The organism is Gaoshiqia sp. US2 (assembly GCF_059705485.1).
In genome coordinates this window covers 73,692-88,445 of record NZ_AP048550.1, presented here as the reverse complement: position 1 = coordinate 88,445, position 14,754 = coordinate 73,692, and the positions used below count along the sequence as shown (strand labels likewise).

At 43.6% G+C, this 14,754-nt stretch carries 11 protein-coding genes; 9 read left to right on the top strand and 2 right to left on the bottom strand.

Annotated elements, in window-relative coordinates:
* The first annotated feature begins 25 nt into the window (after nt 1–25).
* From AC6H3C_RS00320 to uvrC, 6 genes are all read left to right on the top strand, one after another.
* Nucleotides 26–3,292, top strand: a complete 3,267-nt coding sequence (locus AC6H3C_RS00320) for a hypothetical protein (protein ID WP_497518500.1) — start codon at nt 26–28, stop codon at nt 3,290–3,292.
* Between the two features lie 2 nt (nt 3,293–3,294).
* Nucleotides 3,295–3,714 (top strand): ATP-binding protein, encoded by a 420-nt coding sequence (locus AC6H3C_RS00315; protein WP_497518499.1) that lies wholly within the window; start codon nt 3,295–3,297, stop codon nt 3,712–3,714.
* Nucleotides 3,692–4,105, top strand: coding sequence for an rRNA maturation RNase YbeY (gene ybeY / locus AC6H3C_RS00310; protein WP_497518498.1), 414 nt, complete (start codon nt 3,692–3,694; stop codon nt 4,103–4,105). Before AC6H3C_RS00315 ends, ybeY begins: the two co-directional genes overlap by 23 nt.
* A gap of 51 nt (nt 4,106–4,156) precedes the next feature.
* On the top strand, nt 4,157–6,034 hold the full coding sequence (gene mnmG / locus AC6H3C_RS00305; RefSeq protein WP_497518497.1) for a tRNA uridine-5-carboxymethylaminomethyl(34) synthesis enzyme MnmG: 1,878 nt from the start codon (nt 4,157–4,159) through the stop codon (nt 6,032–6,034).
* Nucleotides 6,035–6,098: 64 nt separating this feature from the next.
* Complete coding sequence (locus AC6H3C_RS00300; protein ID WP_497518496.1) at nt 6,099–6,617, top strand: adenine phosphoribosyltransferase; 519 nt, start codon at nt 6,099–6,101, stop codon at nt 6,615–6,617.
* 30 nt (nt 6,618–6,647) lie between these two features.
* Nucleotides 6,648–8,453, top strand: coding sequence for an excinuclease ABC subunit UvrC (gene uvrC, locus AC6H3C_RS00295; protein WP_497518495.1), 1,806 nt, complete (start codon nt 6,648–6,650; stop codon nt 8,451–8,453).
* A 64-nt stretch (nt 8,454–8,517) separates the two neighbouring features.
* Here the strand turns inward: uvrC and rsgA are convergent, their stop codons facing one another.
* The gene (gene rsgA / locus AC6H3C_RS00290; RefSeq protein WP_497518494.1) at nt 8,518–9,462 is read right to left on the bottom strand and encodes a ribosome small subunit-dependent GTPase A; all 945 of its coding nucleotides are present in this window, start codon (nt 9,460–9,462) and stop codon (nt 8,518–8,520) included.
* A 66-nt stretch (nt 9,463–9,528) separates the two neighbouring features.
* On the opposite strand from rsgA, the gene AC6H3C_RS00285 reads away from it, so the two are divergent.
* Together AC6H3C_RS00285 and AC6H3C_RS00280 are read left to right on the top strand one after the other, a co-directional pair.
* A complete protein-coding gene (locus AC6H3C_RS00285) occupies nt 9,529–10,296 on the top strand; it encodes an exodeoxyribonuclease III (protein ID WP_497518493.1) in 768 nt (255 codons plus the stop codon).
* Nucleotides 10,293–11,303 carry a DUF4421 family protein gene (locus tag AC6H3C_RS00280; protein ID WP_497518491.1) on the top strand — a complete coding sequence of 337 codons (1,011 nt, stop codon included), beginning with the start codon at nt 10,293–10,295 and terminating at the stop codon, nt 11,301–11,303. Before AC6H3C_RS00285 ends, AC6H3C_RS00280 begins: the two co-directional genes overlap by 4 nt.
* A 61-nt stretch (nt 11,304–11,364) precedes the next feature.
* Here AC6H3C_RS00280 and tdh read toward each other — a convergent pair whose 3' ends face one another.
* A complete protein-coding gene (gene tdh, locus AC6H3C_RS00275; protein ID WP_497518490.1) occupies nt 11,365–12,393 on the bottom strand; it encodes an L-threonine 3-dehydrogenase in 1,029 nt (342 codons plus the stop codon).
* Between the two features lie 801 nt (nt 12,394–13,194).
* Between tdh and cysS the strand changes: the two genes are divergently transcribed.
* Entirely contained in the window at nt 13,195–14,667 is a 1,473-nt protein-coding gene (cysS, locus tag AC6H3C_RS00270) for a cysteine--tRNA ligase (protein ID WP_497518489.1), read from the top strand.
* The last annotated feature ends 87 nt before the right edge of the window (nt 14,668–14,754 follow it).

Here is a 14,754-nt window from a genome sequence, read left to right as displayed (position 1 = left end):
CTGTATTTAAGAAATTTAGGAAAAGATGTCTGCAGACTATGAACAGCTTGTTGATAAACTGAAAACTTTTAAAAGAAAGTTTTATTTGTACCGTTTTCTGAAAGGCTTAATCAGCTTTTTAGTCTGGTTTCTTTGTTATTACAGCTTTGTGGCGCTGATCGAATACTTTCAGTACGCTTCAACGAATGTACGTGCTTTTTTCTTTTTTATTTCCCTCCTGTTTGTTTCGGTGATTACTGTTTGGTTTATTTTGATTCCGGCAGGTAAGCTGCTTGGTTTGCTTAAACCTTTGTCTTATAAACAATCGGCTGATCTCATCAGTAAACATTTTGTAGCGATAGAGGATAAGCTGATCAATATTTTGGAATTGGCCGATGAGCGGGGAAGCGGTAACGCGTTGGTTTGGGCTAGTATCGATCGGAAAATAGATCAGATTAAACTGTTTAATTTTAAGCAGGCTGTTGATTTTAAACAGTTGAAATGGATTGGTTTTGTATTCGTGGTAACAGTTTTAGCTGTTTTTTCTTTTTCTTCATTATTCCCGGGTTTATATACCAATGCGGGCTACCGGATTGTTCATTTTAATCAGGCATTTATAAAACCGGGTCCTTTTACGTTTCGGTTATTAAATGCTGATCTGCGTGTCAGAAAAGGAGATTCGGTTGAAATTAAAGTCAAATGCGAGGGAAGAAAGGTTCCTGCTGTTTTGTATATCAATATTGGTGGAAATAATTTTTTAATGGAAGGGGACGAAGGTTTGTTTAGGTATCCTTTAGAGTTGGTTTACAATGACTTGGATTTTTATTTTACTGATTTGGTATATGTGTCGGGGAAATATCAGCTGACAGTTCTTCCAAACCCCTCTGTAATAGCGTATTCAATTAATATTGTTCCGCCTTCTTATACTGGGTATAAAGAAGAAACTATTCAAAATACCGGCGATTTAACTGTTCCATACGGAACGGCAATTCACTGGAATTTTAAGACGGTGGATGCGGATAGTCTCGCTGTGAGATTGGATGATGAAATGCTTTATGGTGATTATGAAGGCGGTCGATTCAGAATTAATTACCTGGCAAAGCGAAATGTGCCCTATTCGGTTTCGCTGGCTAACCTTTTTTTTCAAAGTAAAGATTATCTGCACTTTAAAATTGATGTGATACCCGATCTTTATCCTCAGATAGATGTGGTTCAGTTAGCCGACTCGCTCGATTTCTTCAGGTACTACTTTAAAGGAGCTATATCGGACGATTACGGATTTTCTGATTTGTTTTTCAATCTTTATTTTAATAAGACGGACAGTTTGATTTCGCTTCCTGTTTTAAAGAATTTAAACGAGCAACATTTTTATTATACCTTCAATTTTAATGAGTTATCGGGATTTACCGATAAGGTATCCTATTATTTTACAGTGAAAGATAACGACTACTTTCACTCCTTTAAAGGAATAAATTCGGCCGTTTTTCAGCTTAATTTTCCGTCTGCTAATGAACGACTGTCAGCCGATAGCCAGTCGTTTTCTGACGTGCAGAATTTGATGATGCAGAGTTTTGATTTAAGCAACGAGCTTAAGCGATCGATAGAAGAGTTAAAATTTAAGTCGGTGGGAGATATTTCGGATTGGGAAAAGCAGCAACTGATCCGGGAAATTTTGAATAAGAAAGATCAACTTGAAAAACAATTGGATCAGCTAAAACGAACAAATTCGGATATGAACCGGCTGATGAATTCGTTTTCGAAAGAAAAATCAGATCTGATTAAACAACAACAGGAAATTGATCAGTTGCTCGATGAGATCATGACGGATGAGCTGAAAGAATTGTTCGATGAGTTTAATAAGTTGGCCCGTGAGTTTGATCAGCAGAAATTAGATCAGCTTATAAATCAGTCGAAATATCCTTTAGATGATCTTTCCGATCAGTTGGACCGTAATTTACAGTTGCTGAAACGGATGAAAATTATTCAAAAACTGGAACAGATTTCCGATGTTTTGAACGATTTGGCAGCAAAGGAGTTAAAAAACAGTGAAGAGTTGAATAGAAATAAAGATTTTCAGAATATTTTATCGAAAGAGAACGGTAATTTTGAGCTGTTGAAATCGGTTCGGGATGAATTGCAGGCGGTGTTTGAATTAAATCAGACGCTTAAAAAGCCGATGAATTTGTTTGTTCTCGATCCTGAGTTTGAGGAGATTTACAGGCAATATGGTGAAATAATGGATCATCTGAATGGTAAACGAACTAACCGGGCTAAAGGCAGTTTGGAAGAGAATTCTAAAATGCTCGAAAATCTTGCTTTTTTGGTCCGGCGGATGGCCGAAAATAACCAGCAGCAGCAGCAGGCTGAAAATGTTCATCATCTGCGGCAGTTGTTGAATAACCTTTTATATTTGTCGTTGAACCAGGAACAAATTCTGACCAGTTCGTTCGGACTCAATTTGAGTGATCCGATCATCAACCGGGTTCGCTTAAGGCAGGAACAACTGGTTGAACAAAGTAAGGTTGTAAAGGATTCGTTATATGCGCTTGCAGGTCGCACCCCGGCCATTAGTTCAAAGGTGACCGGCGAACTGATGAAAATGACTTTTTCGATGGAGAAGGTGAATGAGGAGTTGAGTGAGGGGAGGGTGAGCAGTGCGCAACGGTTTCAACAGAACGCTTTGACTGCCGCCAACGAAATGGCTTTGTTTCTGAACGAAGTTCTTGAGAACATGGAAAGGCAAATGGCCGACGGGATGCCGGGCGACCAGGAGTGTCAGAATCCGGGCTCGGGGAAAAGTGGAATGAGCCAATTAAAGGATGCCCAGGAATCGTTGAAAAAACAATTGGAAAAGATGATTGAGCAGATGAAGAACGGGGCCGATGGAAAATTGAATGAAAATATTGGTAGATCGCTCGCGCAGCACGAAATGCTTCAACAGATGATTCGGGAGATGCTCAGTGACTCAGAGGTGGGAAGTTCTGCTAAAGAGCAACTTAAACAGGTTGAAAATCTTATTGAACAGAATAGACGCGATTTGGTTAATAAGAATGTGACCAACTCGATGATCAACCGGCAGAATTTGATTCTCGATCGCTTATTAAAAGCCGAAAAAGCGGAGATGGAACGGGAACTGGATGATGAGCGCGAATCGAAAACTGCTGACGATTTATTTTATAGTAACCCGCTGGAGTTTTTTGAGTATAAACAGAAAGACGATAACAGGATGGAAGAGATTAGATACGACAATTACAGATTGCGGTATTATTATGATCAGAAATATAAAAAATACATCAATCAACTAAAAAACTAATTTTGAATAGAGAGCTTAACATACCATCCAGTTTTGTTTATCTAAAGGAAGTCGATTTATTTGTCCGGGAATTACTTCGTCATTATCATGTGTCCGATTCGATTGCCGGTTATATTAATTTAAGTATCTGCGAATCGGTGAACAATGCGATTCTGCACGGGAATAAATTAAATCAGGAAAAAACGGTGAGAATACGCGCTGAGCTCGCCGATGAATTTTTAGTTGTAGAGGTGGAAGATGAAGGGGAAGGTTTTAATTTTCACGTAATGCCCGATCCTACAGCGGTGGAAAATATCAGGAACGAGGGTGGGAGAGGCTTGTTTATTATCCGTAATCTGGCCGATCAGCTTAACTTCAAAAATAACGGGTCGTTGGTTCAATTAAAATTTAAACTTAATCGTGAGCATCAATTTTTATTGTGAAGATGTGAAGACTCTTCATTTGGAGAAAAGGAAACTTAAAGACTGGATTCGGGCGACAATCAAAGAAGAAGATAAAATTCCGGGCGATTTAAGTTTCATTTTTTGTAGTGATTCGTACTTGCTGGAAATAAATAAACAATACCTGCACCATGATTATTTCACCGACATTATCACTTTTGATTATGTAAATGAACGACTGATTTCAGGTGATATTTTTATTAGTGTCGACCGGGTAGCTGAAAATTCAGAACAGTATCAGGTTGAGTTCGGACACGAGTTAAATCGAATTATAATTCACGGCGTATTACATTTATGCGGGTATAAAGACAAGTTACCGGAGGAGAGAGAATTGATGACTCGGAAGGAAGATTATTACCTGTTTAAATGGTAACTTTTTCATATGTAAGGTTTTCTATTAATTTTGTAGCTTAAAATTCAAGAGATGTTACCATATTACGATGTCATTGTTGTAGGAGGCGGTCATGCCGGTTGCGAAGCAGCCGCAGCGGCCGCAAATTTGGGATCGAAGACATTACTCATCACCATGGATATGGGAAAGTATGCCCAGATGTCGTGCAATCCGGCGATTGGGGGGATTGCCAAGGGACAGATTGTCCGCGAAATTGACGCCTTGGGCGGTTATACCGGTATCATTACCGACCGGACTTCCATTCAGTTTCGGATGTTAAACCGTTCAAAAGGGCCGGCGATGTGGAGTCCGCGTGCGCAAAGCGATCGGATGCGTTTTTCCGAAATGTGGAGGAATGAACTGGAAAAGATCGGTAATTTAGATCTTTGGCAGGATGCCGTTGTCCACCTGCTGATTGAAGACGGCGAGGTGAAAGGAGTTAAAACGAAGATCGGCGTCGAGTTCAAATCGAAAACGGTGGTATTGACCAACGGTACTTTTTTGAATGGTTTGATGCACATCGGACGTTCACAAATGGAGGGCGGAAGGATCGGGGAGTCTGCGTCCTATTTTATCAGCGATCAGTTGGCCGAAGCTGGCTTTGTAACAGGGCGTTTGAAAACAGGTACGCCGGTGAGGATCGACGGGAGAACGATCGATTTTTCGAACCTTGTTGAACAAAAAGGCGATGAAGGACACTATAAATTTTCTTATTTACCGGATGAAAAATCTCCTTTAATACAACGCAGTTGCTGGATTACCTATACCAACGAAGAAGTTCATAAACTACTGGAGGAAGGCTTTGATGATTCTCCGATGTACAATGGCACTATTTTGGGTACAGGTCCGAGATACTGTCCGAGTATTGAGTCAAAAATTGTTACTTTTTCCGAGAAAACACAGCACCAGTTGTTCCTCGAACCGGAGGGTGAAACAACCATTGAGTATTATTTGAACGGATTTTCTTCTTCGCTTCCCTGGGATGTCCAGTATAAGGCCCTACGGCTAATTCCTGGTTTGGAGAATGCACGGATTTTTCGTCCTGGTTATGCCATTGAGTACGATTATTTTGATCCTACCCAGCTGTACCATACGCTCGAAACAAAGTTGATTGGCAATCTTTTCTTTGCCGGTCAGATTAACGGGACAACCGGCTACGAGGAAGCGGCTGCCCAGGGGCTGATGGCCGGGATTAACGCCCATCAGAAGGCCTTTGGTTTGCCCGATTTTCGATTGAGCCGCGACGAAGCTTACATGGGCGTATTGATTGATGATTTGGTGACAAAGGGAGTGGATGAACCTTACCGCATGTTTACTTCCCGGGCTGAGTACCGCATCCTTTTACGGCAGGACGATGCTGATGCGCGTTTAACTCCGAAAGGATTTGAGCTAGGTTTGGCCAGAAAGGAGCGGATGGACTTATTGGAAGAAAAGTTGAAATACCGGGATGAGATTATCGGTTTTGTTTCTGATTTCTCGGTGAAACCGCAGTACATCAATTCCATTTTGGAGGAGAAAGGCACTTCGATTTTAAAGCAGGCGGTAAAGCTGAAAGATCTAATTTCGCGACCTCAGTTGTCTGTTTTTGATTTGGTGGAACCAATTGTTCCCTTTAATAAATTTCTGAAAAGGATACCGGAAAACCGTTTTAATGAGATTCTGGAGTCGGCCGAAATCCTGATTAAGTATTCAGGTTACATCGAGCGTGAAAAGCAGATGGCCGATAAGTTTAAACGACTGGAAAATATGAATATCGAAAACCGCTTCGACTACGAGGCCATTCATACCATTTCGATGGAAGCCCGGCAGAAGTTAAGCCGGATCAGGCCCAAAACCATCGGGCAGGCGAGTCGTATTTCGGGAGTAAGCCCGGCCGATATTAATGTACTTTTGATCATGCTCGGGAGATAGTGTTCCACGTGGAACACTTAAAATCACAAAAAATTATGCAATCTGTTTTTGATAAAACAAACATATGAATTTAAAGGAAATCATACGCGAAATCCCGGACTATCCGGAAAAGGGAATCAATTTTAAGGATATTACAACCCTTTTGAAAAACGAGACAGCATTCAGAGAAGTGGTGAACCGGATTTGTGAAAACTTCAAAGAAAAGAAGATTACTAAAATTGTTTCATTGGAGTCGAGGGGGTTTATCGTCGGCGGGGCGGTGGCCTATTGCCTGAATGCAGGTTTTGTGCCGGCCCGGAAAAAAGGGAAATTGCCGGCAGAAACCATCAGCGAATCGTACGATTTGGAATACGGAACCGACACCATTGAGATGCACCTGGATGCATTAAACAAAGACGATGTGGTATTGATTCACGACGATTTACTGGCAACAGGAGGGACCGCCTTGGCCGCGTTGAAGCTTGTTCAGCAATTAAATGTGAAAAAGATTTACTTTTCTTTTATTTGTGATTTGAAATTTATTGACAACGGAAATAAAAAGATCCTTTCAAATTACGAAACACATTCCATCGTTGAATACTAATTTCTTTCTTTTGGTTTGAAATATTCCAGTATGAATCATCGGGCTGAACAACTGAAAGAACTGATTTCTGTGCTTCCTGACCAACCGGGGATCTATCAGTATTTCGATAATACTGGAAAAATTATCTACGTTGGGAAAGCTAAAAGTTTAAAGAAGCGGGTATCTTCTTACTTTACCAAAAACCACGACAGCCGGAAAACAGCTTTGCTGGTCCGGAATATTGCCGATATAAAACACATGGTGGTTGAAACGGAAGAAGATGCCCTTTTACTGGAAAATAACCTGATCAAAAAATACCAGCCCCGGTATAATATTCGTCTGAAAGACGATAAAACTTACCCTTGGATTGTTGTCAAAAACGAACGTTTTCCGCGCGTGTTTCAAACCCGGAATGTTTATCGCGACGGTTCTTCTTATTTTGGTCCGTATACCTCGGTGGTCGCCGTTCGCACCTTGCTCGATTTGTTCAAACGTTTGTATAAGCTCAGGAATTGCAAATACAATCTTTCGGAAGAAAATGTACGGCAGGGGAAATTCAAAGTTTGTCTCGAATACCATATCGGGAACTGTCTGGGTCCGTGCGAAGGTTTGCAAACCGAAAAGGAGTATCATCAGTACATCGATCACATTAAAGATATTTTGAAGGGAAATATTTCGGGAGTGATTAAATACCTCCGCGAAATGATGAAAAGCAGGGCCGAAGAATACCGTTTTGAAGAGGCGGAACAGATTAAGGAAAAACTGATTATTCTCGAAAAGTTTCAAAACAGGTCAACCGTTGTCAGTTCTACCATCACCGATGTCGATGTTTTTGGGATCGATGTGGTCGAAAAATCAGCTTTTGTCAATTACTTAAAAGTGATTAACGGGGCCATTGTTCAAACGTATACCACCGAGTTAAGAAAGGTGTTGGATGAATCGCCCGAAGAATTGCTTGAATTTTCGATAGCCGATATCCGACAGAAAATTTATTCGAACGCCAAAGAAATTCTGGTGCCGTTTAAACCGAAGATAACATTGAACGGTATCGAATTTAAAGTTCCGGTCCGGGGCGATAAAAAGAAACTGATGGACCTTTCGGTGCGCAATGCCAAATATTTCAGGCTCGAAAAAGAAAAGCAACAGGTTTTGTCGAAACCGAAACAAAACACCGATCGCATTCTCGAAACCATAAAGAAAGATTTGCAGTTGAAAGAATTGCCGGTTCAAATCGAATGTTTCGATAATTCCAATTTACAGGGGACAAATCCGGTGGCGGCATGCGTGGTTTTTAAACAGGCTAAGCCTGCAAAAAAAGAATACCGTCACTTTAATGTGAAAACCGTGGAGGGCCCGAATGATTTTGCATCGATGGAGGAAATTGTTTACCGCCGGTACAAACGTTTGATAGAAGAAGAAAAATCCTTACCTCAGCTGATCATCATCGACGGTGGAAAAGGGCAATTGGGCGCCGCCTTAAATGCACTCGAAAAACTGGGTTTGCGCGGAAAGATTTCGATCATCGGGATTGCAAAAAAACTGGAAGAAATTTTTTTCCCGGGCGACTCGGTTCCGCTTTACCTCGATAAAAATTCCGAAACCTTAAAAGTGATTCAGCAGGCCCGCGACGAAGCCCATCGTTTTGGAATTACCTTTCACCGGCAAAAAAGGTCGAAAAGTTTTATCAAATCAGAATTGGAAGAAATTCCCGGAATAGGGGAGAAGACCATTCAATTGCTTTTGCGCGAATTTAAGAGCCTCGAGAACCTGAAAAATCAAGCCTACGATACGGTTGCCGCCCAAATAGGCGATTCTCGTGCGGCCAAAATCTTCGAATACTTCAATCTAAAGAGTTGAAAAATAGCTTTTTAAATGGCGAAATTTGGCCCTGAAAACAGGTGCCCGATTGTCGCGAACCAGATCAATTCCGGTACTTTTCATCCGATTCCAGCAAACCCAGGTAAGAGTAATAGCGGCTTTCGGCAATTTCGCCTTCCATAACCGCTTTTTTAACTTCGCAGGCCGGTTCGTGTGTATGGGTGCAATTGTAGTACTGGCATTTTTCAAGCCGTTTGAAAATTTCGGGAAAATAGTGACCAATTTCTTCTTTTTCCATATCAAGCATCCCAAAACCTTTTATCCCCGGGGTGTCAATAATGTGTCCGCCAAAACTCAGTTCAAACATTTCCGAAAACGTCGTCGTGTGTTTTCCGGTTTGATGATAATCGGATATTTCTTTTGTTTTTAAGTTTAACCCGGGCTCAATCGAATTGATCAGGCTTGATTTACCAACGCCCGAGTGCCCCGAAAAAACATTGGTTTTACCTGCCATCAAATTTTTAAGCTCATCCAAACCGGTTTTTGTTTTTACCGAGGTTTTCAGACATCGGTAGCCAATCTTGCGGTACAGCTCAATCCAGTCTTCCATTTGCTGTTTCTGATCGTGGTTATAGCGGTCAATTTTATTGAAAACGATGATGCAGGGAATGCGGTAAGCTTCAGCCGATGCCAGAAAACGGTCGATAAATGTGCTTGTCGTCACCGGGTAATTGATCGTAGCCACGATAAACGCCTGGTCGATATTGGCGGCAATAATGTGAGACTGCTTCGAAAGGTTTGGCGACCGGCGGACAATGTAGTTTTTCCGGTCGGCGATTTCGGTAATTAACCCAACCAATTCACCCTTACGGTCTTCTTCCTCATCGGTTAGCCTGTATTCAACCAGATCACCGACCGCCAGCGGATTGGTACTTTTAATATCCTTGATGCGAAAATTACCTTTTATTTTACAGTCAAGGATTTTTCCTGTTTCAGTTTTCACCTGGTACCAACTTCCTGTTGATTTTATAACGATACCTTTGCTCAATTGCTTTCTGATTTAAAAAAATAAACTATTTTAACCGGAATTAATTATTCAAAATTACGAAAAATTGTGAAACGTATTTTTTCTTATAATGTAAATGGCATCCGGGCCGCTTTAAAGAAAGATTTCTTAACATGGCTGAAGCAAGCCGATCCGGATATTCTGTGTATTCAGGAAACAAAAGCCCAAAACGGGCAGATGAGTGAGAATGAATTTGAGGCCCTTGGTTATTCCATGTATAGCTATTCGGCCGAAAAGGCGGGATACAGCGGAGTGGCTCTTTTAACCAAAGAAAAGCCGGTTTATGTTGAATACGGCATGGGTAATCCGAAGTACGACAAAGAGGGTCGGGTGATACGCGCCGATTTTGGCGCTTTTTCGGTCATTAGCGCCTATTTCCCCTCCGGAACGACCGGAGATACCCGGCAGGCCTTCAAAATGGATTTTCTGGCCGATTTTCATACTTATCTGAATGAGCTGAGAAAAGAGCGCCCAAACCTGATCATTTCGGGCGATTACAACATCTGCCGTTTGTGGATCGACATACACAACCCGGAAAAGCAGCAAACCACTTCCGGTTTCCTGCCCGAAGAACGCGAATGGTTTCAGCGGTTCACAGAAGACGGTTATACCGATAGTTTCCGCGAGATTGTTCAGGAACCTCACCACTATTCGTGGTGGAGCTACCGGGCCGGATCGCGCGGAAACAACAAGGGCTGGCGGATCGACTACCACATGGTGACTGCTCCGTTAAAAGAAAAAATCAGAAACGCCGGAATTGTGCCCGGGGCCGTACATTCCGACCATTGTCCGGTATGGGTTGAAATGGATTTATGAAGAAGTTTGCTCTTGGCTGTCTTTTTCTGTTAAGCGTAAGTCCGGCTTTTTCCCGGCAGCAGGAACGTTTTCCGGGTCAAAAGCAGGACAGCGCGTATATTCAGTCTGGCTATCATGATTTGATTATCAGGGTATACTCGGCCAATAAGAATAATTTTGTCCAGTTTCACGACCTGAGCGAGATGGTCCGGTTGAAATATCGTCCGAACGATTATTTCAATCTGGGGCTTGGCTTCGATTACAAGTGGTTTGGACTGAAGCTGGGCACAAAAGTTCCTTTTCTTTCCCGCGATGATGACCGTTTTGGCAGGACCTCAAACTACGGATTACAAAGTTACCTGTACACCCGTAAATTCACGATCGATATTCTGGCGCTGAAAACCCGCGGATATCACCTCGACCGGGAAGACGGGCAGGAATTGTTTGTTCACGGGGAAGACCGGTATTACAAACGCAGGGATTTGGTTACCAAAAACTTCGGAGTGAATTTGAATTATGTACTGAATAACCGGAAGTTTTCGTATAAGGCGGCGTTCAAACAAACGGATGTTCAACTTAAAAGCGCCGGCTCGCTGGTGTTTGGCGGAGGGATACACCTGCTCAAGGTGGAAGCTGATTCGGCCTTTATACCTTCCGAAATCGGAAGTTCTTATTTTAAGACCGCACGCGAACAGAATCATCTGGAAGTTTCAACGCTGAATGCAAATTTGGGCTATGCTTACTCGCTGGTACCCACCAAAAACTGGATTATTACCGGCTCGTACCGCTTTAGCCTGGGCTTGCAGCAAAATGTGTGGCACATGAGCGGGGAGGATACCAACTACCAGACTAAACTAAGCCGGGGCGACGTCTTCCAGCTATCGGCCGGCTATTATTTCCCAAAATTTTTTATTGGGACAAGTTTTATCCGCTACCAGCAAAATTCACGGGTCCAGTATCGTAAGTTAAGCATTCTGAACGGGACAAATTTTATTGAATTCAATATAAGCAAAAGGATCAAACTTTAAGTGTCTGATCCTTTTTGCTTTACCGGATATGTGATTTATCCGGTATTATTTTGATTCTTGTTTATTCCCAATCCAGGATGATTTTTCCGCAGTTTCCCTGTTCCATGATATCGAAAGCTTCCTGAAAATCAGCAGCTTTCATACGGTGGGTGATCACTGGTGTAATATCCAGTCCGGTGGTCAGCATCATTTCCATGTGGTACCAGGTTTCGTACATCTCACGTCCGTAGATCCCCTTAAGGGTTAATCCTTTGAAAATGAGTTTACTCCAATTGATTGTGGTATTGCCCGGGAGTAATCCCAGCAAGGAAATTTTGCCTCCGTTGTACATATTTTCCACCATATCCTTAAATGCAACCGGCGAACCGCTGCATTCCAGTCCGATGTCGAAACCCGCGATCATGCCAAGCCGTCCCATGGCATCTTTTACACTGTCTCTCAGCGGATCGATCACCTTGGTGGCTCCCATTTGGCGGGCCAGGTTCCTTCGGTATTTCGAAATATCGGTACCTACAATATTCCGGGCGCCCGCGAAACGGCAAACTGCAGCGGCCATGGCGCCAATAGGTCCGCCAATGCCGGTAATCAGCACATCTTCGCCGAGCAGGGGGAAGGAGAGGGCCGTGTGTGTGGCATTTCCCAGCGGGTCCATGATAGCCATAATTTCGTCGGGAATGCGCGGATCTACTTTTAACACGTTTTTGGCCGGTACTGCGATGTATTCGGCAAAACCGCCGTCACGCTGAACGCCGATTCCCAAGGTATGGTCGCAGATGTGCTGACGGCCTCTGCGACAGTTTCGGCAAAACCCGCAGGAGATATGTCCTTCAACCGTGACCCGTTCGCCCACATGAACCCGGTCGACTTCCGAGCCCGTTTCAACCACCTCGCCCATGTATTCGTGACCAATCACAACGGGTGGTTTGATGGTATTTTGAGCCCATTCATCCCACTTGTAAATATGCAGGTCGGTACCGCAAATGGCGGCTTTTTTCACGCGGATCAATACATCGTTCGGGCCAATTTTTGGTATCGGAACTTCTTCCATCCAAAGGCCGCGTTCGGGTTTACTTTTTACAATAGCTTTCATTTTTCCATATGAATTAACATGTGCCAATTTATAGCTAATTCAACGGAAAAGAAATAAGGAAAATCATATTTCGGGGGTTGATATCGAACAGACTCAAAACCACCCCTTCTTTCAGTAAGGAGGGGAAAACAGCACTGAGCCGGCCAGGCAGGTGACAAGCAGAACCGGATTTCTCTTTTTCTGATTCCGAAAATTTGCCAAATATCAGTTAACACGACACGAAGGTTATAATTAATTTTTCTGTTTATCAATTATTTGCAATAAATACGTTCTTTGTGACTTTATGTTTAAAACCACTTGTCGGAGCAGGTGGTTTGTTTGTTCGTTTGATTGAAGCGGTAACGAGGGCCGTCGGCAGTTGTTTGTAACGACCTCCACAACAGGCGTCTTCATTGTGTCATCCCGAATTCATTTCGGGATCTTTAGCGCTAACTACGAAATCAACAAATGGCAATAAATGCTGAAACACATTACCATTGACTTTTTTTGTTTACTTTTTTGTGTCAAGACAAAAAAAGTAAATCCCGTCCGGAAGGACATAAGCCTCTGCTGGCTTGCTTTTGTATGGAGAACCAGGTTTTGAAAAGGGGTAGGCAGGCTGGTTCGCTCCGGGTGTGCCGGTTTTTAACCGGCAATGACGAATGCGCGGTTAGAAACCACGCCCCCCGGCTGGTTCGCTTGTTAGTAGCGTCACGTCAAGTTTAAAATGACGGTCCGAATCAGAACAAGTGATTTACCGGCTCAAAAAACCTAAACCCGGTTTCGTTGGAAATTTCTACCTTTGCATAAATTTTGTAATTCATGGAAAATCAACTTCAGGTTTACAACACATTAAGCCGTAAAAAAGAAGTTTTTAAACCTCTTCACCCGGGTAAAGCCGGACTTTACGTGTGCGGACCTACCGTTTACGGTAAAGCCCACCTGGGCCATGCCCGTCCGGCCATTACTTTCGACCTGTTGTTTCGCTACCTGAAACACCTGGGTTACAAAGTCCGTTATGTGCGCAACATCACCGACGTGGGGCACCTGGCCAACGATGCCGACGAGGGCGAAGATAAAATTGCCAGGAAAGCCCGGCTTGACGAGCTGGAACCCATGGAAATTGTTCAGATTTACACCAACGACTACCACCAGAAAATGGAGAAGCTAAACGTGCTTCCTCCAAGTATTGAGCCCCGTGCAACCGGCCACATCATTGAGCAAATTGAGGCTGTGGAAAAAATTCTGGCCTCGGGATATGCTTACGAAAGCAACGGATCGGTTTATTTTGATGTGGAAAAGTACGCTAAAAACTATCCTTACGGCGAACTTTCGGGCCGGAAGATCGAAGATTTGCAAGCGAATACCCGCGAGTTGGACGGGCAAGGTGAAAAGCGTTCGCCGCTCGATTTTGCCATCTGGAAGAAAGCCTCTCCCGAACACATCATGCGCTGGCCGTCGCGCTGGAGCGACGGCTTCCCGGGCTGGCACCTCGAGTGCACCGCCATGAGTTGCAAATACCTGGGCGAGACCTTCGATATTCACGGCGGCGGCATGGATTTAACTTTCCCGCACCACGAAGCCGAAATAGCCCAGGCTAAAGCTGCTCACGGGCACGACGCCGTGCGTTACTGGATGCACAATAACATGATCACCCTGAACGGGCAAAAAATGGGAAAATCACTCGGAAATGCCATTTCGCTCGACGAGTTTTTCGAGGGGAATCATCCCCTGCTCGAAAAAGCGTACAGCCCCATGACCATCCGTTTTTTTATGCTGACTGCCCATTACCGCAGCACGCTCGACTTCTCGAACGAAGCGCTGCTGGCGGCCGAAAAAGGCTTGGAACGTCTGCTGAAAGCGACCGAAACCCTTGAGCAGCTTGCGGCCGGAGACCAGTCGACGGTGGATGTTGCCGGGCTAAAAGAAAAGTGCTACGCGGCCATGAACGACGATTTGAACAGTCCGGTGGCTATTGCCCAGTTGTTCGACGGGGTGAAACTGATTAACTCGGTTGCCGATGGGAAAGCCCATATTTCAGCAGCCGATCTGTCTGACTTGAAATCCTTGTATGCCACCTTCATTTTCGATCTGTTTGGCTTGAAAAAACAGGAACAGGCAACGGCGGGGGAAAACAAAGCTTACAGTTCAGCCATTGACCTGCTGTTGCAGATACGCCAGGAAGCCAAAGCCAATAAAGACTGGGCGATGGCTGACCGGATCCGGAACGAACTGGCCAATTTGGGTTTCGTGGTAAAAGACACCAAAGAAGGCTTTAGCTGGGAGTTGAAATAAGCCCTGGAAATGTAAATTCAACACGAAGGCTCGAAGACACGAAGGTTGTTAATAATTGTTTTTCAGCTATTTGCAATAAATACTTTC